11 protein-coding genes and 1 pseudogene are annotated in these 18,411 nt (G+C 71.5%); 3 read left to right on the top strand and 9 right to left on the bottom strand.

The annotated features are described in order from the left end of the window. The first annotated feature begins 2,551 nt into the window (after positions 1 to 2,551). Positions 2,552 to 3,754 carry an IS110 family RNA-guided transposase gene (locus CP970_RS40510; protein WP_107099142.1) on the top strand — a complete coding sequence of 401 codons (1,203 nt, stop codon included), beginning with the start codon at positions 2,552 to 2,554 and terminating at the stop codon, positions 3,752 to 3,754. Between the two features lie 440 nt (positions 3,755 to 4,194). Here the strand turns inward: CP970_RS40510 and CP970_RS46085 are convergent. The 6 genes and pseudogenes from CP970_RS46085 to CP970_RS40480 all read right to left on the bottom strand — a co-directional run. Further along, a pseudogene (locus CP970_RS46085) lies at positions 4,195 to 4,437 on the bottom strand (transposase); the annotation flags it as partial. A 12-nt stretch (positions 4,438 to 4,449) separates the two neighbouring features. Next, positions 4,450 to 5,895, bottom strand: coding sequence for a transposase (locus tag CP970_RS40500; protein WP_107099085.1), 1,446 nt, complete (start codon positions 5,893 to 5,895; stop codon positions 4,450 to 4,452). Positions 5,896 to 6,352: 457 nt separating this feature from the next. Then, entirely contained in the window at positions 6,353 to 7,153 is an 801-nt protein-coding gene (locus CP970_RS40495) for an SAM-dependent methyltransferase (RefSeq protein WP_150494597.1), read from the bottom strand. Positions 7,154 to 7,851: 698 nt separating this feature from the next. After that, positions 7,852 to 10,920, bottom strand: coding sequence for an AAA family ATPase (locus CP970_RS40490; RefSeq protein ID WP_150494595.1), 3,069 nt, complete (start codon positions 10,918 to 10,920; stop codon positions 7,852 to 7,854). After that, positions 10,917 to 12,080, bottom strand: coding sequence for an exonuclease SbcCD subunit D (locus CP970_RS40485; RefSeq protein WP_055544450.1), 1,164 nt, complete (start codon positions 12,078 to 12,080; stop codon positions 10,917 to 10,919). The genes CP970_RS40490 and CP970_RS40485 overlap by 4 nt, the downstream gene beginning before the upstream one ends. A 117-nt stretch (positions 12,081 to 12,197) precedes the next feature. Next, positions 12,198 to 12,824, bottom strand: coding sequence for a YigZ family protein (locus CP970_RS40480; RefSeq protein ID WP_055544451.1), 627 nt, complete (start codon positions 12,822 to 12,824; stop codon positions 12,198 to 12,200). 162 nt (positions 12,825 to 12,986) lie between these two features. Here CP970_RS40480 and CP970_RS40475 point away from each other — a divergent pair, with 162 nt between their 5' ends. Continuing rightward, the gene (locus CP970_RS40475) at positions 12,987 to 13,673 is read left to right on the top strand and encodes a 4'-phosphopantetheinyl transferase family protein (protein WP_079043222.1); all 687 of its coding nucleotides are present in this window, start codon (positions 12,987 to 12,989) and stop codon (positions 13,671 to 13,673) included. Here CP970_RS40475 and CP970_RS40470 read toward each other — a convergent pair. From CP970_RS40470 to CP970_RS40460, 3 genes are all read right to left on the bottom strand, one after another. After that, complete coding sequence (locus CP970_RS40470) at positions 13,639 to 15,270, bottom strand: amidohydrolase (protein WP_055544497.1); 1,632 nt, start codon at positions 15,268 to 15,270, stop codon at positions 13,639 to 13,641. The two genes, CP970_RS40475 and CP970_RS40470, sit on opposite strands and share 35 nt — an antisense overlap. A gap of 74 nt (positions 15,271 to 15,344) precedes the next feature. Next, entirely contained in the window at positions 15,345 to 16,859 is a 1,515-nt protein-coding gene (locus CP970_RS40465) for an APC family permease (protein WP_055544452.1), read from the bottom strand. 213 nt (positions 16,860 to 17,072) lie between these two features. Then, positions 17,073 to 17,756 carry a hypothetical protein gene (locus tag CP970_RS40460; RefSeq protein ID WP_055544453.1) on the bottom strand — a complete coding sequence of 228 codons (684 nt, stop codon included), beginning with the start codon at positions 17,754 to 17,756 and terminating at the stop codon, positions 17,073 to 17,075. A gap of 144 nt (positions 17,757 to 17,900) precedes the next feature. On the opposite strand from CP970_RS40460, the gene CP970_RS40455 reads away from it, so the two are divergent. After that, complete coding sequence (locus CP970_RS40455; RefSeq protein ID WP_055544498.1) at positions 17,901 to 18,356, top strand: tellurite resistance TerB family protein; 456 nt, start codon at positions 17,901 to 17,903, stop codon at positions 18,354 to 18,356. The last annotated feature ends 55 nt before the right edge of the window (positions 18,357 to 18,411 follow it).

The following is an 18,411-nucleotide window of genomic DNA, read 5'->3' as shown; positions in this document are numbered from 1 at the left end:
GCAGCGTCGGCCGCTGGTGCTCCCCGCCCGCGCCTGCGGGGATGGACCCGACGAGGCAGCCATGCAGGTCATCCACATGCCCTGTTCCCCACGTACGCGGGAATGGCCCCGAGGTCATGCAGTTGTTGAAGAATCCGCTGCGCTGCTCCCTGCGTCCGCGGGGATGTTCCCTGGCTGAGTGATCCGAAGAACTGGGTACGTGTCTGCTCCCCGCACCCGCGGGAATGTTCCCTACAGCAAGCACCCGCCCGCCCTCTTGTTCGCGTGCCCCCGCACCCGCGGGGATGTTCCCAGGGCCGGGTCCGGCTTGCGGATGCCGACCGAGTCTCCCCGCGCCTGCGGGGAATGTTCCCGCCTACAGCCGCCACCTGGTCAAGGCCGGAGTGCGCTCCCCGCGCTCGCAGGGATGTTTCCTCAGTCGCCGGTGCCATTGAGGGCGAGTACCGCTGCCCGCCACGCCCGCGGAGATGTTCCCACCTCGGCCATGTAGAGCGCCGTACGGCGCTGGCACTCCCCGCGCCGGTAGGCATGTTCCCGACGGCGACCGTCCCGTCATGACCACGGGCCTGTGCTCCCCGAGCCCTCGGGGATGTTCCCGCACGATTCGGCGCGGGTACTGTCATGCCTGCGTGCTCCCCGCACCCGGGGGATGTTCCCGGACGAGCGCGTGCTCTGGCCCGGCTCGGTGAGTGCTCCCCGCATCCGCAGGGATGTTCCAGCCGTCTGCCGGGCCGGCGGCCCCGGACCGTCGTGCTCCCCGCACCCGCAGGGATGGACCCTGTGCTGATCTGTGCCGCGAACTCCCGCTCGGCCTGCTCCCCCCCTGCGGGGATGTTCCCGGGATCGTCGCCAGCTGTCCAGTTCGTCGGCCGCTGCTCCCCGCGCCTGCGGGGTTGTTCCCGCTGCGGCCGGAGAGGTCACTAGGCTCGTGCTCTGCTCCCCGCACCGGCAGGGATGTTCCCGCCCGGCCGACGCGGGTGCGGCCCTTCTCGTCCTGTTCCCCGCCCACGGGGGCGATGTTCCCTACAAGCAAGGCGTGTTGGTGTGGGAGGACAGTCTGCTCCCCGCACCTACTGATGTCCCCAAGGGGGACGAGTCGATCTACAACGAGGTCATGTGCTCCCGCCACTCGCGGGGATGTTCCCAAACTCAACGACGTCTACCGGCCGTACACGCATTACTCCCCGCACTCGCAGGGATATCCCCGGCAGCTCGGCCTTCGTCATGATGAGCGTCGACTGCTCCCCGCATCTCCGGGATGTCTCCGACGGCAAGGCGCACAACCGCTGTGTCGTCGGCTGTTCCCCGCACCTGTGGGGATGCCCCCCGGGGCGCCAGCTGCTTCGTGGGCCACACTGTGTGCTCCCTGCGCCCGCGGGGATGGACCCATCAAAACCACCCGCCGCTCTTCGTCTTCTTCCTGCTCCCCGCGCCTGCGGGGACGGGATCCCACGGGCAGGGGCAGGGGATGCTTCGGCTCGAGCTGCTCCCCACACCCGCGGGGATGTTCCCGCCAAGGAGTCCAAGCTCAAGATCATGGCGTCCTGCTTCCCGCACCTGCGGGGATGCTCCTGCGGCGGCGATCCGGGCACTTGAGTCGGTGAGCTGCTCCCCGCACCCTCAGGGACGTTCTCTTCCGCGCGCTCGATGCCGTCTTCCAGTCGAGCTGCTCCCCGCGCCTGCGGGGATGTCCCCGTATCGCCCTCGATCTCCCAATCAATCTCCGGCTGCTCCCCGCACCTGCGGGAATGTTCCCAAGGCCGACACCGTCGCCATCCCCTCTCGGCCCTGCTCCCCGCATCCGCGGGGATATTTCCGACCCTGCCGTACTCGGCACACGCGTCTGTGCGTGCTCCCCGCGCCTGCAGGGATGTTCCCTCGGCGGACATCGTGTGGACCGGCACGCCTGCCTGCTCCCCGCACCCGCGGGATGCTCCCTCCAGAGCGAGCGAGAGGCCGAAGCCCCAGCCCTGCTCCTCGCCGCCCTCGGGGATGTTCCCGGTTCCTCGCACAGTGGGCTGGTCTCGGGGAGCCGCTCCCCGCACCCGCGGGGATGTTCACGAGCTGGGCAGCCCCCCCTGTTCAGTTCGAGCTCTGCTCCCCCCGCCTGCGGGGATGTTCCCGTCCACTGAACGACGGTGACGCAGGCCTGGCCCTGCTCCCCGCACCCGCGGGGATGCTCCCGATGACCGACGCCTACGAGCGGCCGCACTGCCGCAACACCTGAGACGAGAACACTGATGACCACCCTTCACCCCGAGCGCGGCTTCATCGTGTCAGCCTCCTTCATGAACACAGTCCCCGCCGCCCCCCCCATTACCGTTCTCGTAGTCCCGCAACGGGACTACCGGCCTTCGGAGTTGGCATGACTACCTCCCCTTGTCGAGTGCATGGCCCGGGGGGTGGTGTCACCGGCTCCGAAGGCACTGACAGACCGCTGATTAGAGGCATGACCACCGGCCTTTCCCCAGGTCGGGAGGCTCTTCGTAATGTGGATGTGGCGATCAGTGCCGTGGCGAGGCCGGGTGAACAGCACCGAAGGAACCACGACGTGATCGACATCAGCGACATCGACGTCTTCCTCGGCCTGGACGTCGGCAAGGGCGAACACCACGCCACCGCTGTCACATCGGCCGGGAAGAAGGCCCTCGACAAACGCCTGCCCAACAGCGAACCCAAGCTCCGCGAGGTCTTCACGAAACTCCAGGCCAAGCACGGCATCGTGCTTGTGGTCGTCGACCAGCCGGCCTCCATCGGAGCCCTGCCGCTGGCCGTTGCCCGAGCCGTCGGCTGCCAGGTCGCCTATCTGCCCGGACTGACGATGCGGCGGATCGCCGACCTCTATCCGGGCGAAGCCAAGACCGATGCCCGCGACGCGTTCATCATCGCCGACGCCGCCAGGGCGATGCCGCACACGCTTCGCTCCATCGAGCTGGACGACGAGACCGTCGCCGAGCTGGAGATGCTCGTCGGGTTCGACGACGACCTGGTCGCTGAGGCCAACCGGCTCTCCAACCGGCTCCGCGGCCTGTTCACGCAGGTCCACCCGCACCTGGAGCGGGTGCTCGGCCCGCGCATGCAGCACCCGGCCGTCCTGGTCCTGCTGGAGAGGTTGGGCTCGCCCGCCCAGATCCGCCAGACCGGACGCCGCAAGGTCACCCACCTGCTGCGGCCCAAGGCTCCGCGGATGGCGGCCCGTCTGACCGAGGACGTCTTCACCGCGCTCGACGAACAGACCGTCGTCGTCCCGGGCACCGAGGCGGCCGCACTGATCGTTCCCAGCCTCGCCCGGTCCCTGACCGCCGTGCTCGACCAGCGCCGTCTGCTGGAGAAACGACTCGACGAGCTGCTGGAGACACACCCTCTTTCCCAGGTCCTGACGTCGATGCCCGGCGTCGGCGTCAGGACCGCGGCCCGCCTCCTCATCGACGTCGGCGACGGCACCAGGTTCCCCTCAGCCGCCCACCTCGCCGCCTATGCGGGACTCGCGCCGACGACCCGCAGCTCGGGCTCCTCGATCCGCGGCGAACAGCAGTCCAGGAGAGGGAACAAGCAGCTCAAGCGGGCTTTCTTCCTCTCCGCGTTCGCCGCCCTGTCCGATCCCGCCTCCCGCACCTACTACGACAAGAAGATCAAGGAAGGCAAGCATCACACCCAGGCCCTCCTCTGCCTCGCCCGACGCCGAGCCGACGTGCTCTTCGCGATGCTCCGCGACGGGACCTTCTACCAACCACCAACCCCCGTTGCCCCTTGACCGAAGTCATAGAGGCACCCCCCCCGGAAGCACCTGCAACACCACCTGGACCGGCCAGTTCCCCGGCCAAGCTGAATGCGACGAATACGGGTTCTACTGCCGCCCCACCACCGACGGCTACGAACCATGCCCCGCCGACACCCCTGGCGCCATGCACGACTTCAACCGCCTCTACCGCGAAGGCCGCTGGGATCCCGCAGCCCAGCGCATGGCCCTGCCCGCCCGCCCGCACCACCTCAAGGAGACGCACCAACCGTGACCACAACACGAGCCCTCCGCGCCAACGCACAGCGCCCCGGCCTCGGCGCCACCTGGCAGGCGATCTGGACCGTCACCTACTACGAAGCAGCCGCCGACGGCACCGGCCGCGCACCCGACGCCCGCTGCTGGACCACCGAACTAGAAGCACACCCCCTGACGCTGTCGGGAATCTTGGCTGGTCAGGGTGGATTTCCGGGGGCGAGTTCGGTGAACAGGCGAGTGAAGTGGCTCGGTGGCCGGGGCTGTCGGGGTGGCTGGGTGCCGGGTGGGGTGCAGCCGCTGAGGCGTTCGATGTTGACCGCGATAGCGGTCAGGACGTGCTGGACGTGGACTTTTGTCTGGCCGCGGTAGCGGCATCGGCGCAGCCCGTGGCTCTCGGTGAGTTCACGCACGGTGCTCTCGGCTCCGGCGCGCATCGCGTATCGCTGTTTCCACTACGGGGACTGCTGCTCGATGCGGAGTCGGCCAAGGAGGTGGTGCAGGTTCTCCGGCAGCAGGGACAGGGCGCGTGGGGCGGTGGCTGATCCGGCGCACCGGATGCGGACCGGGCAGGGAGTGCAGTCGGCCTTGCGGAACTTCACGAGGATGTAGGGGACGCCTTCGATGACCTGGGCGGGGTCTTTCCAGGAGCTGCTGGTCTTGCCGCGAGGGCAGACGGCCTGGCGCCGGTCGAAATCGATATGGAAGGCGTCCTTGCCGAAGCCCTCGTTCTTCAGGTTCTGGCGGCTGTAGTTTTTGCGGACCGGGCCGGTCAGGGTGATCCCATGCTCCCTGGTCGTGCGGTCCATGAGGGCGATCGAGATGTAGCCGCCGTCGACCAGATGCTCGCGTGGCAACAAGCCCCGCGCGCCGAGCCGTTGGCGGATGACGGGCAGAACCTGGGAATCATGGATCGGAGCGTGGGTGGTGAGCACATCGGTGATCACCCGGGGCTCGTCTCCGTCGTCGCACGTCTCGGTGACGTGGGCCATGTATCCGCGCCCGATGGTGCCGCCGCGCCGCGCATAGCGGACCTCGGTGTCGTACGGCGAGACGAGACCCGTCAGCGGAGGCGGCAACCCCTGCCCGCCCTTGCCGCTACTGCGCCAGCGCAGTCGGCCTGCGTCGGCGTCGAAGAAGTACTGCTCGACCCAGACCCGGCGCAGCACCTCGACCTGCGGCAACGTCCGGAGCACGGCCGGGGCGTCGGCGGCCCACACCGCGCGCAGGATCTTCTGCCCGTCCGCGCCGGCTTGTTCCGCATGCCGCAGCCGGGCTTGAGGGGTGTGCGGAAGGCGGCCCGGCCGGGGCGGCCTGCCGTAGCGTTTGCCCCATTCCTGCTCGATGAGCGGCGCGAGCCAGGCGGGGTCGTAGCGGGCCAGGTCTTCCAGGGCGTCCCGCACCGACTCGGCCACCAACTCCAGCCGGTTCATGTCCCGCACCGCGGCGAGCACATGAGTGGAATCCGTGCGCTGCCGTCCTCGCTCCTTGACCAGGCCCGCCTCCCGCAGCCGGGTGAGCGCCAGGTCGAACAGGCCGTCCGCCCGGTCGTCCTCGGCAAGCCGGTCGCGGAAGTCACCCAGGACACTGTGGTCGAAGCCCGGGTCGTCAAGATCGAGCGCGAGGCCGTACTTGAAGTCAATGCGGCAGCGGATCGCCTCGGCGGTGGCCCGATCCGACAACCTCAGCAGATACTGCAGCACCGAGACGGTCGCCAGCTGGGCCGGCGAGATTCCCGGCCGCCCGTCCCGCGGATACCAGGCGGCAAAGTCCGCATCCGACCACAGCCCATCCAGCCGGTCCCGCACCCACATCGCGACCGTCCCCTTCGGGTTGCTCGCCCGCGCCACCCGCACCGTCATCGCCGGGATCACCGCACCGGCCTTCGCCCGCATCGCCATCTCGACCACCCAAGAACCGACCCACCCCGCCCCGTCCCGCCAACGGTCCCACCAACACCCCAGCCAGAACGAGCGATTCACCCTGACCAGCCAAGATTCCCGACAGCGTCACCCCCTGACCTCGAACCGATACATCGGCCACCAGGTATGGCTGTACATCAACCGCGAACGCCCCGACATCCCCGAAGTCAACCTCCACAGCCCGCACATCCAGCTCCAGGGCTACACCGCCAGCGAGCCCGACGAGCACGGCAACATGCCACGAATACACGGAGTGCGCTGCACCCAATGCGGCTCCCCCGACGTCACGTTCGCCGCGCGCTCCTGGGCCAACTGCCGGACATGCGGCAAGGGCCAAGCGCAGAGCGAGGCCGCGCTGTGCTCCTCACACTGTGAGGAGTGCTCGCCCTAGGAAGCGCGTCGCCCCGCGGGCCGCGCCCCGGGGCGACGAAGTCCGTCAGGGCTTGCGCGCCACCGCCCCGTACATCGCGATCGCCCGGTCGTCGACACCCTCCTGCTCGGGCCCCGGGCGCCACTCGTGGACCTGGGTGACACCCGGCTCCACAAGGTCCATCCCGTCGAAGAAGGAGGTGGTGGTCGGCAGGTCCCGCAGGGCCATGGGCATGCCCTGCTGGGCGTACTCCTCGGCGACCCGGCCGACCTCGCCGGGCGCGAAGTCGGCGGTGCCGATGGTCATCGCCAAGAAGCTGCCCGACGGCAGCGGTTCGAGCAGGCGCTGCACCAGGCGGCGGTCATCCGGCGGCAGGATGAAGTGGAGTATCCCGATGACCATCAGGCCGACCGGCTCCTTCACATCGATCAGCGCACGGAACTCGGGGCTGCCCAGGATGGTGTCCGGGTCGTGCATGTCGGCATCGACGTACGCGGTCGCCCCCTCGGGCGAACCCTGAAGAAGAGCGCGGGCGTGGGCCAGGACGATGGGGTCGTTGTCGACGTAGACCACATGCGACTCGGGCGCCACCTGCTGCACCACTTCGTGCAGGTTGGGGGCCGTGGGCAGGCCGGTGCCGATATCGAGGAACTGCCGGATGCCCTGCTCCTTGGCCAGGTAGTGCCCGGCACGATGCATGAAACGACGGTTCTCCACCATGTGCACCGGCAGCGCAGGCCAATGCTCACACATCTTGTCGCCCGCCTCGACGTCGACGAGGTAGTGGTCCTTGCCGCCCAGGATGTAGTCGTACACCCGCGCCGAGTGTGCAGTCGAGGTGTCGATCCGATCGCCTGCGCCGTGCATGGGCCACTCCACTCTTCCCTGTTGCCAATGGAGTTCAGACATTACGCCGTACCACCACTCGAACAACTTGATGCCGTCACCGCACCATCAGCGCGAAGGTCACCAACCACCGCACCAAGAACCCGCGCCGCCCGGGCACCATCCCTCAGCACCATCAAAGCCACACAGCAGACGAGAGACGAAACGTCAGTGCTACCCGATACAGTCCCTGCGCGCAGTGCTCTCAACAGGACACGTCACAGTCGACGAACTCGACGGCTGGGTCGGCTCCGACCTCAACCACGCCGGCCGTCTGCTAGACGCCGATTTCCTGCGGACTGCATCGTGCGAACGCGACGACGGTTTCGCCCTAGTGTCTCCGACTCCGTATATCAAGGGACCGTACGGCACGGGCACCCCAGCATCCCGCCCGAGGGCTATCGCCAGGTGGCCTTCAGCACCAAGGACAGAGCATCGACAGCTTGGCTTACCCACCCGGGTTGACTCCAGTGCCATCCCCGAACTTGAAGCGGTAGTCACTCGAATCAATCGGGATCACTACCTGCAAGAACCGTCGGACCATCGATTCGACGAAGGTAGTGGCTAGGCCACTCGGACAGCCCGGGGGACAGCCGGGGGACACAAGGACAAAGACGACCAAGGAAACAGAGAGCAAGACCGGGAAAGAATCCCTCCCGTCAGACCACCCCGGTCGGCCCTCATCCCCCGCCCTGCTGCCGCACGGACGACCCGGCCCGCCCCTTCACGACCTCCAACTGCGCATGTACTCGCCGCCGCAGGTCCGCGACGTGGCTGACGATGCCGACGCTGCGGTCCCGTTCGCGCAGCGAGTCCAGGACGTCCAGGACCTCGTCGAGCGTCTGGTCGTCGAGGCTGCCGAACCCCTCGTCGATGAAGAGGGTGTCGAGCCGGACTCCGCCCGCCTCGTCGGTGACCACGTCCGCGAGGCCGAGGGCGAGGGCGAGCGAGGCGAAGAACGTCTCGCCGCCGGAGAGCGTCGCCGTGTCGCGTTCGCGGCCCGTCCAGGCGTCGACGACGTGCAGGCCCAGGCCCGAACGGCCGCGCCCCGTACGGTCGTCGGAGTGGACCAGGGTGTAGCGCCCGGAGGACATGCGGCGCAGCCGGACGGTCGCGGCCGCGGCGACCTGTTCGAGCCGGGCGGCGAGTACGTACGACTCCAGGCGCATCCGGCGTTCGTTGTCCGCCGAGGTGCCCGCTGCCAGACCGGCTAGTCGCGCGACCCGGTCGTACGCCGAGCGCAGCGGTGCCAGCCTGCGCGTCCGCGTCGCGGCGCGGCCGGAGAGCCGGTCGAGTTCGGCGCATCGGCTTGCCGCCGCGTCCCGCCCGGAGGCGGCGGTGCGCAGGCGGTGCGCCGCGGCCTCGGCCGCGGTGCGGGCCGCCGCGAGATCGGCGGCGGGCTGCCGTGCGGCGGTCGACGTGTCCGGCTCCGCGAGGACGGCGCGCACCGCGGCCCGGTCGTTGCGCCAGGCGTCGATGCGGTGCTGGATCTCGCTGTACCTGGCGTCGTCGAGCAGGGCGGCGGCCGCTGTCACCGGCGTGTCGAACCCGGCGCGGAACGCGGCGTCGGCGAGTCGCGCGTCCGCGTCCTTGAGCCGCTCCGCGGTGTCGGCGGCGGCGCGGGCGGCGTCCGCGGCCTCGGTGAGCAGGGCCGCCTGGCGCTCCAGCTGTGACGCGCGCGCCGCGACACTGCCGCTGGCGCCCCGCGCGCGGGTCAACTCGGTGTCCAGGGACTCCTGTTCGCGGTCGAGGGCGTCCCGCAGGGTGGCCCGGGACGCGGCACGTGTCGTGGCTTCCTGCTGTCCGGCGAGTCTGCGGTCGTACTCGCGCTCGGCACGGGCGAGCGCCTCGCGGGCCGCGTGCAGCCCGGAGGCGCGGTCGCGGGCCTCGGCGTGCGCGCGGCGCAACGTGTCGACGGATGCGGAGAGTTCGGCCACGGACAGCTCATCTGCCGACGTCTCGGATTCCGTCGTCGCCGCGCCCCGCGCCGCCTCCGTCGCCGCCGCAAGCGATTCGCGTACGTCGCCGAGAGCGCGATCGGCGGCGGTGCGCTCCTGGTCGGCACGCCGGTGGGCGGCGAGTGCCGTCTCCTCCGCGCCGCGGTCGACGTGGCCCGCGATCTTCCGGGCGGGCTCGGGGTGTTCGGTCGCTCCGCACACCGCGCACGGTTCGCCGTCGGTCAGGTGCGCGGCCAGCTCGGCCGCGATGCCGTTGAGGCGCTGCTCCTTGAGGGCGAGCCAGTGTTCGTGGGCGGCGGTGGAGTGTTCGCGTGCGGCGAGGGCGCGCTCGTGCGCGCTCGCCGCGTCCTGGGCGAGCCGGTCGCGTCGGCGTGCGGCGTCGAGACGGGCCTGCGCCGGTTCGATGCGGCCCGCCAGTCGCTCGGCGTGGGTCGCGGACTCCTGGGCGGACTCGATGCGGTCCTGGAGCGCCGCGCGGTTCGCTTCCCATCCCGCGAGCCAGCCGGTGGCCTCCTGGAGCAGCTCGTCGTCGGCCCGCTCCTGGCGCTCGACGGCGGCCCGCTCGGCGCTGATCTCCGTGAGCCGGTGCTCGGCGCGCCGGGCACCGGCGAGGCCGCCCAGTTCCTCCGCGGCCTTGCGCGCGGCGGCGGCCAGACCCGGCGCGCCGGAGTCGGCGAAGGTCTCGGGGAGGCGGGCACGCGTGCGTGTCTCCTCGTGCGCGGCGCGGCGGTGCTCGGCCTCGGCGGATGCGCGCAGGCCGAGCGCGGGGGCGACCTGCCCGGCCTTCCTGGCCCGGTCGAGGCGCTCCTGGAGGTCCCGCATCTCGTCCGCGCGCGCGTCGAGTTGCTCCGCGCGCTTCGTGGCCTCGGTGAACCGGCGCTGCAGGCGGTCGAGTTCGCGTACGTCACCGAGCCCGCGTTCCGCGGCGGCCTGGGCGGATTCGGCGGCCGTGAGCGCGCAGTGCGCGATGGTGAGGCGTTCGCGGGCGCTGGTGCGGGCGACGGCGGCCCAGGTGAGCACGTCGGCCGCGAGCCCCGGGTCGCCGGGTGCCACGTCGGGCAGCGGCAGCTCGGCGCCGTGGCGGCCGTCGTCGGCGGCCTGCTGCATGCGGTGGGCGTCGGCGAGGAGCGCCGCGTCACCCTCCTTGACCTCGGCCTCGGTCGTGCGCCGCTGCTCGGCGAGACGCTGTTCCACGGCGGCGAACCTGCGCGTGTCGAAGAGCCGTCCGAGGAGCTTGCCGCGCGCCTCCGCGTCGGCGCGCAGGAACCGCGCGAAGTCGCCCTGGGGCAGGAGCACGACCTGGCAGAACTGCTCCTTGCTCATGCCGAGCAGCTGCGTGATCTCCTCGCCGATCTCCTGGTGGGAGCGGCTGAGGTCCTTCCAGGAGCCCGCGCCACCCTCCCCCGCCGCCCCGGGGTCGTACGCGCGCAGCCAGCTCTGGGCCTTCTCGGTGGTGGTGCCCGTGCCGCGCTTCTTGGGGCGCTCCCACGGAGGCTGGCGGGTGACCTCGATGCGGCGCCCGGCGACGGTCAGTTCGAGGCACACCTCGGTGCGCGTGCCCTGCCGCGCGTGGTCGCTGCGCAGGCCCATGCCCTGTCCGCCGCTGCCCTGCCGGGGTCCTGGCACCGAGCCGTACAGCGCGTAGCAGACGGCGTCGAGGACGGAGGTCTTGCCCGCGCCCGTCGGGCCGTGCAGCAGGAAGAGCCCTGCGGAGGAGAGCTCGTCGAAGTCGATGTCCTGGGTGGTGCCGAAGGGGCCGAAGGCGGTGAGGCGCAGCCGGTGCAGTCTCATCGGGCCACTTCCTGGAGCGTGTCGTCGGTGCGGACGGCGTCGAAGGCGGAGCGCAGCACGGCCTGCTCCTGTTCGTCGGGTCCCGCGCCGCGCACGTGCACCACGAAGTCCTCGGCGATCTGCTGGTCGCTGCGGCCCTGGAGGCGCTGGGCGTACGAGAGGTCCGGGTCGTCGGGTGCCCGGTCCGGGTCGAAGACGAGGCTGAGGGTGTGCGGGAAGCGTTCGCAGAGCCGGGCCATGGGGTCGTCGGGGCGGACCGTGTCGGTGAGCGTCGCCTCGACCCAGGCGTCCTCGTGGCGGGCGAGCTCCGGGTCGGCGAGCAGGTCCTCCAGGGTGCCCCTGACGCGGGCGAGCGCGCGCGGCACCGGGCAGTCGACGCGCTCGGCGGTGATGTCCCCTTCGGGGCCGAGGTCGACGAGCCACATGCTCTTGCGGTGGTCGGCTTCGGAGAACGAGTACGGCAGCGGGGATCCGGAGTAGCGCACGCGCGCGTCGAGGGTCTGGCTGCCGTGCAGGTGGCCGAGTGCCGCGTAGTCGACGCCGTCGAAGACCGCGGAGGGCACGGCGGCGACTCCGCCGACCGTGATGTCCCGCTCGCTGTCGCTGGCCCGGCCGCCGGTCACGAACGCGTGCGCCAGTACGACCGAGCGGGTGCCCGGCGCGCGGGTGGCGAGGTCGGCGCGGACGCGCTCCATGGCCGCGCCGAGCACCGCCTCGTGGCCCGCCTTCGTCACCCCGAACTCGTCCTTGACCAGGGCGGGTTCCAGGTAGGGCAGGCCGTAGAACGCCACGTCGCCGTGGGTGTCGGCGAGCACCACGGGCTCGGCGCAGGCCGCGGGGTCGGTGCGCAGGTGGATGCCCGCGCGGTCGATGAGGCCCGCGCCGACGCCGAGGCGCCGCGCGGAGTCGTGGTTGCCGGAGATCATGACCGTCGGGACGCCGAGGTCGGCGAGGCGGTGCAGCGCGTCGTCGAACAGCTCGACGGCCGCGAGCGGCGGCACCGCCCTGTCGTACACGTCGCCGGACACCACGACGGCGTCCACCTCCCGCTCCCGGACGGTGCGGACGAGGTGGCCGATGAACGCGGCTTGGGCATCGAGCAGGTTCACGCGGTGGAGCGATCGCCCCAGATGCCAGTCGGACGTGTGCAGCAGCCTCATGATTCCCGAGACTAACGGGCGGGTCGGACATCACGGGCGGCTACTCCCGTTCCGGCCTGCCTCGCGGCACCACCCGCGACCCGTCCGCGCTCCCAGGCCCCGGTCACACGGCCCCGCTCACGCGTCCCCGTACGCCTCTCCCCCGAGCTCGAACACCGCGCTGCCCGCCGTGGCGTCGGCGAGCCAGCCGCGGAAGGTGTCCACATCGGCGTCGGGCAGTCCGATCTCGATCGTCACCGCTTCCCCGTAGCTGACGTCGCGCACCTCGCGCCCGGCCGAGCGCAGGTCGTTCTGGAGCTTGCCCGCGCGTTGGTGGTCGACCGTGACCGTGGCGAGGCGGAAGCGGCGGCGGGTGACGGTGCCGAGGGTGTCGAGGGCCTCGCCGACCGCTCCTCCGTAGGCGCGGATGAGTCCGCCCGCGCCGAGCTTGACCCCTCCGTAGTAGCGGGTCACGACCGCGGCGACGTAGCGCATGTCGCGGCGCGTGAGCATCTGCAGCATGGGGACGCCCGCGGTGCCGCCGGGTTCGCCGTCGTCGCTCGCCTTCTGGACGGCGGCATCCGCCCCGATGACGTACGCGAAGCAGTTGTGGGACGCGGTCGGGTGCTCCTTGCGGATCCGGGCGACGAAGGCCTGGGCCTCCTGCTCGGTGGCCGCGGGCGCGAGGGCGCACAGGAAGCGCGAGCGGTTGATCTCGATCTCGTGCACGCCCTCGCGGGCCACTGTGCGGTACTCGTCCTGCATCGGGCCAGCGTAGGCGCTCGGGAGGTGTCTCCCCGACCCGGCCCCGGCCCGGGTGCGGTGCGGGCGGACCGCACACCCGCGCGCGGCGCCCGCCGGGTACCGTGATCTCTCGTGACGTCACCCTCGATACCCGTGCGCCAAGTCCCGGACTCCTCGGGCCTCTTGGCAGCCCTGCTCAGCTCCGTGCCCGTCACCGTCGTCGAGACCAGGGTCGACCCGGCCGACGCGGTCCTCTTCCCGGAGGAGGCGGCCGTCGTGGCGAACGCCGTGGCCAAGCGGCGCGACGAGTTCACCACCGTGCGGCACTGTGCGCGAACCGCGCTGGCCCGCATCGGAGTGCCACCCGCGCCGATCCTGCCGGGGCAGCGGGGCGCGCCGCGCTGGCCCGACGGCGTCGTCGGCAGCATGACGCACTGCGCCGGGTACCGCGCCGCGGTGGTGGCGCGGGCGGCCGAGGTCGCCTCGCTCGGCATCGACGCGGAGCCCGCCGAACCGCTGCGCGACCCGGACGTACTGAAGCTGGTCGCCGACGACACGGAGCGCGCCGCGCTCAAGGCGCTCGGCGTCTCGCATCCGGGGACGCCCTGGGACCGGCTGCTCTTCAGCGCGAAGGAGTCCGTCTACAAGACGTGGTTCCCGCTCACCGGGCGGTGGCTCGGCTTCGAGGAGGCCCGGGTCGAGCTGGTTCCCGACGGCACGTTCCGTGCGCGCCTGCTGGTGGCCGGGCCCGTGGTGGAGGGCGTCGAGCTGAAGGTGTTCTCCGGGCAGTGGGCGGTGCGTGACGGGATCGCCGCCACCGCCATCGTGCTGCCGTTCACGGCCGGTCCTGCCGCTCCTCCCGGTACGTAGGGCGGCCGCCGAGCCAGGTGCCGAGCACGCGCGCGTGGCGGATCTCCATCGGGTCCACCACGCGCGGGTCGGCGGAGAGCAGGACCAGATCGGCCGGGGACCCCGGGGCCAGGGTCAGCCGGTCGTCGGCGCCCGCCTGGTGGGCGACGCCCGCCGTCGCCGCCGTCAGCGCCTCTTCGACGGTGAGCCGCTGGTGCGGCAGCCAGCCCGCTTCCGGTTCCCCGGCGAAGGTGCGCCGGGTGACGGCGACCTGGATGCCCTCCAGCGGCACGTGTGAGCTGACGGGCCAGTCGCTGCCGAAGGAGAGACGCACCCCGTCGCGCGCGAGGTGGCCCATCGGGTACTGGAGGGCGGCCCGCTCGGCACCGATCCGGGGGATGGACAGCTCGGTCTGCAAAGGGTCGGGCTGCGCCCACAGGGGCTCGAAGTTGGCGATGACGCCGAGGGCGGCGAAGCGGGGCAGGTCGGCGGGGTCCACGACCTGGACATGGGTGATCACCGGGCGGCGGTCCCAGGCCGGGTTGGTCCCGATCGCCGATTCGACGGCGTCGAGCGCCGCGCGTACGCCCGCGTCGCCGATGGCGTGGATGTGCGTCTGGAAGCCGTCGGCGTCGAAGGCGCGCACGGCCTCGGCGAGCGCCCGCGGCTCCCAGACGGGCATGCCGCAGCTGTGCGGCGCGTCCAGGTAGGGGGCGAGCATCGCGGCGGTGCCGCCCTCGATGACGCCGTCGCTGAAGTACTTCACGGTGCGCGCGCTCAGCAGTTCGCCGCCCTCGGCCGCCACCCGCGCGCGGGTGGCGGCGAACCGCTCCCGCTGCGCGCGCCAGTGGTCGGGGTCCGCGCGCTGGGCCAGGTCCACGCGGAAGCCGAGCGCCCCGCGCCGCGCCGCGGCCAGGTAGGCGTCGGCCATCTCCGGTTCCACCCAGGCGTCCTGGACCCAGGTCAGGCCCGCGCGCGCGTACGCGTGCCCGGCGCGGCGCACCGCTTCGACGAGTTCGTCCTCGGCGCGCGCGGGCACCTGGTCGAGCACGAGGTCGCAGGCGTGCCACTCGCGCAGCGTCCCCAGGGGCGTGCCGTCCGGGCGGCGCACGATCCAGCCGAGACGCGGCTCCTGGGTGGCCGCCGTCACTCCGGCCCTGCGCAGCGCCTCGGTGTTGCACCACACGGTGTGGTAGTCGTCGGCGCGCAGCACGACGGGCCGGTCGGCCACCGCGCCGTCGAGCCAGCGGGCGTCGAACTCCCCGTCGGGCGCGAGCGCGGGATCGTACGAAGCCCCGACGATCCACTCCGCCTCCGGATGCTCCTTCGCCCAACGCCCCACTTCGGAGACGATGTCCTCGACGGAGCCGAGCCCCTTGATCTGTGGTCCGAAGCTCTCCAGGCCCCCGAAGAGCGGGTGCGCGTGGCCGTCTCCGAAGGCGGCCATCAGCAGGCCCTCACCCACCTCGACGACCTCGTCGGCGTCCGCGGCCAGGGCCAGGGCCGCGTCGCCGAGCGCGCGGATCCGGCCGTCGCGCACGGCGAGTGCGGTGGTGTCGTCGCCGGGTTCGGAGCCGGTGCGGATCGTGCCGAGGAAGACGAGGGTCGTCGCCGTCATGCTGTGGTGCTCTCCCTGTTCGTGCCGGTCGGTGTGCGGTGGCCTCACCATCGGGCCCCTCAGACGCGCTTCGTTCAGACGCGCTCCGTGTCCACCGTCGTCAGTCGCTCGTACGCCGCCGGGTCGCGCCGCCGGATCCGCAGGGCCACCGCGACCCCGGCCACGAACAGGAGCGGCAACGGGGCGATCAGGGCCACGTTGACGCCTGTCGAGGCCCCGGTGAGCAGGTCGAGGTTGGCACAGACCAGGACGATCATGACCGCGAGCCCCGCGCAGGCGAGCAGCGGGGCCACGGCCACCCGCCAGAAGGGCATGGCGCGCCGGTTCCCGCGGAAGAAGCCGTGGACGGCGAGCGCGGCGAGCGCCTGCATGAGCATCACGCCGAGGATGCCGGAGCCGCTGCTCCACAGGAAGGTGACGGAGTACGGATCGGCTCCGGCGAGCACGGTGACGACGATCACGGCGAGCGCGACGGCCGACTGCGTGACCACCGCGGTGGCGGGCGCCCGGGTCCTGGCGGAGACGGTGCCGAGGCGGGCGGGCAGCAGGCCCTCCCTGCCGAGCGCGTAGAAGTAGCGGGCCGCGCCGTTGTGGAAGGCGAGGGTGGCGGCGAAGGCACTCGTGATGATCAGCACGTGCATGGAGTCGGCGGCCCACGCCCCCGCGAAGCGTTCGGTGGCCGAGAAGACCATGTCGGCTCCGTCGTCCCCGTTCGCGACGGCCTGGGCGCGGTCCGCTCCGTAGGCGTTGATGATCATCCAGACGGTGAAGGTGTAGAAGAGCGCGAGGAACGCCACGGCTATGTAGGTGGCGCGCGGCACGGTCCTGGCCGGCTGCCGTGCCTCCTCGGCGTAGATCGCGGTCGCCTCGAAGCCCACGAAGGCGCCGATGGCGAGGACGAACATGCCGCCCACGCCCGACTCGCCGAGGTGTGCCGGGGAGAAGGTGCCGGGGTCGAGTCCCTGCGGGCCGCCGCCGTGCGCGAGGACGCCCGCCTCGAACACGAGCAGCACGAGGACTTCGAGCACGAGCGCGACGCCGAGCACCTTGGCGCTGAGCGTCACCTTGAGGTAGCCGAGCGCGCCGATGACGACGAGGCCGCCCAACGCCCAGACCCACCAGGGAACATAAGCACCGGTGAGGTCCTCGAAGCCCGCTTCGGTGAACCAGCCGAAGGCGGCGAGCAGGCCGACCTCGATCGCGTTGTACGCGAAGAGCGCGACGTACGCGGAGCCCGCTCCGGTCGGCAGGCCGAGGCCGCGTCCGATGTAGGCGTAGAAGGCACCGGCGTTGCGCACGAACCGGCTCATCGCGGTGAATCCCGCGGCGAAGACGATGAGGAGCAGTCCCGAGAGGAGGTAGCCGAGCGGTGCCGCGCGGCCCGCCATGCCGATGGCCAGCGGGGCGACGCCCGCCATGACCGTCAGCGGCGCGGCGGCCGCGACCACGAAGAACACCAGGTCGCCGGTGCCGACGGCACCGTCCTTGAGGCCACGGGAGGAGGCTGCGGACTCGGACGCGGACGCGGACTCGGGCGGGGCATCGGCGACAGGCACGGAAGGCGGTACGGAGGAGCGAGGTGCGGTCACGCGCGTACTTCCGGTCTCGGGGTCCCGGAGGGGCCGGGACGGCGGGAACGACGGTGAGGCAACGACGGGGAAGCAACGACGGGGAAGCCCGGAGGACTAGACCCTTGGTCCTGGCTGGAGGACCGTACTCCGCACCCGCCACGGCTGGGAAGACCCTCTTGCGCCAAGGGAGTTGCGCACGCCCGGAGCGATCCGGTGCCGGTCAGCTGCCGGTCAGCGGCCCCGCACCGCCGCGTCACCGTCCGCGAGCGTCTGCCAGAACATCGCCTCGTAGCGCTGCACGAGCCGCCCGTAGCGCAGGTGCACCGCGGTGATCCGGCCGCGGTCGAGCCCCGCCTGCACGGCGGCCAGCGCGTGGCGGTCCAGGTCGGGCGCGGGCTCGGCGAACAGGTCGAAGAATCCGCAGGCCTCGTCCGTGAAGCCGTGGTGGTCGCGCAGCGCCCGGGCGATCGTCGCGCAGTAGCCGCCCCAGGAGGCGAAGTTGGCGGTGAGCGCGAGTGCGACGTCGGCCGGTTCGCCGTTCAGGGCGAGCCAGGCCACGTACGCCGGGTAGGCCTGGCAGCCCGCCTGCGGCTCGTACGTCGCCGTCTCCGTCTCGCTCACCGAACAGGCGTCGAGGAGGGGTGCGAGCCGCTCGTCGGCGAGTGATTCGCCGTCGGCGAGGGCGTCGAAGAAGGCGGTGGACTCCGCGTCCCCGGTCTCGGCGGCGCGCTGGGCGAGATGACGGAAGGAGCGCTGGTCGGCGGGGATGACGTGGCGCTGTTCCAGTGCGAGGACCGCGAGGGTGCGGGGGTGCGCGGTGCCGTCCGCGATGAGGGGGACGAGCGGGTTGGAGTCCGCTTCGGGGGCGAGGCGTTCGGTCGTGGTGCGCAGGAGTTCGTATGCCGTCGGTGTCATCGCACGCGCCTTCCGGTCGGGAACTTCTCGCCCCGACTGCTAGTTTCTACTCTGCTGTAGATATCGGCGAGGCCCCGGACCCGCGCACGGCGGACCGGACCGCGCCGAACACCCCTGATACATCGATTTTTTATGGAGTTCTCCATGGCCCTGTGGGACCGCGTCAAGGAATCCGCATCGACGATGCAGACCCAGCTGATGGCGAAGAAGAACGACCTCAAGAGCGGCGCCTTCCGTGACGCCAGTATGGCGATGTGCGCCCTGGTGGCGGCCGCCGACGGCTCCGTCGACGCCTCCGAGCGCCAGCGCGTGGCCCAGCTCATCGGCACGAACGAGGTGTTGCAGAACTTCGCCGCGGACGACCTGCAGCGCCGTTTCAACGAGTATGTCGACAAGCTGACCGCTGACTTCGCGTTCGGCAAGGTGAGCGTCCTCCAGGAGGTCGCCAAGGCGAAGAAGAAGCCCGCGGAGGCGCGTGCCGTCATCCAGATCGGCATCGTCATCGGCGGCGCCGACGGCGACTTCGACAAGGACGAGCAGGCGGTCGTGCGCGAGGCGTGCTTCGCCCTCGACCTGCCGCCGCACGAGTTCGACCTCTAGGACCTGTCCGGCGGATCACGGCCGTCCCGTGTGGCGACACCGCGCACAGCGGTGT

It is taken from the genome of Streptomyces kanamyceticus (assembly GCF_008704495.1).
In the GTDB taxonomy this organism is placed as follows: Bacteria; Actinomycetota; Actinomycetes; order Streptomycetales; family Streptomycetaceae; genus Streptomyces; species Streptomyces kanamyceticus.
The sequence above is the reverse complement of the archived record's forward strand: the minus strand, read 5'-3'. Positions and strand labels throughout refer to the sequence as shown.

Bases quoted from the DNA above. Each gene is read 5' to 3' on its own strand.
- CP970_RS40500 (WP_107099085.1), bottom strand. From the start codon at position 5,895: ATGGCGATGCGGGCGAAGGCCGGTGCGGTGATCCCGGCGATGACGGTG.
- CP970_RS40495 (WP_150494597.1), bottom strand. From the start codon at position 7,153: ATGCACGGCGCAGGCGATCGGATCGACACCTCGACTGCACACTCGGCG.
- CP970_RS40490 (WP_150494595.1), bottom strand. From the start codon at position 10,920: ATGAGACTGCACCGGCTGCGCCTCACCGCCTTCGGCCCCTTCGGCACC.
- CP970_RS40485 (WP_055544450.1), bottom strand. From the start codon at position 12,080: ATGAGGCTGCTGCACACGTCCGACTGGCATCTGGGGCGATCGCTCCAC.
- CP970_RS40480 (WP_055544451.1), bottom strand. From the start codon at position 12,824: ATGCAGGACGAGTACCGCACAGTGGCCCGCGAGGGCGTGCACGAGATC.
- CP970_RS40470 (WP_055544497.1), bottom strand. From the start codon at position 15,270: ATGACGGCGACGACCCTCGTCTTCCTCGGCACGATCCGCACCGGCTCC.
- CP970_RS40460 (WP_055544453.1), bottom strand. From the start codon at position 17,756: ATGACACCGACGGCATACGAACTCCTGCGCACCACGACCGAACGCCTC.
- CP970_RS40455 (WP_055544498.1), top strand. From the start codon at position 17,901: ATGGCCCTGTGGGACCGCGTCAAGGAATCCGCATCGACGATGCAGACC.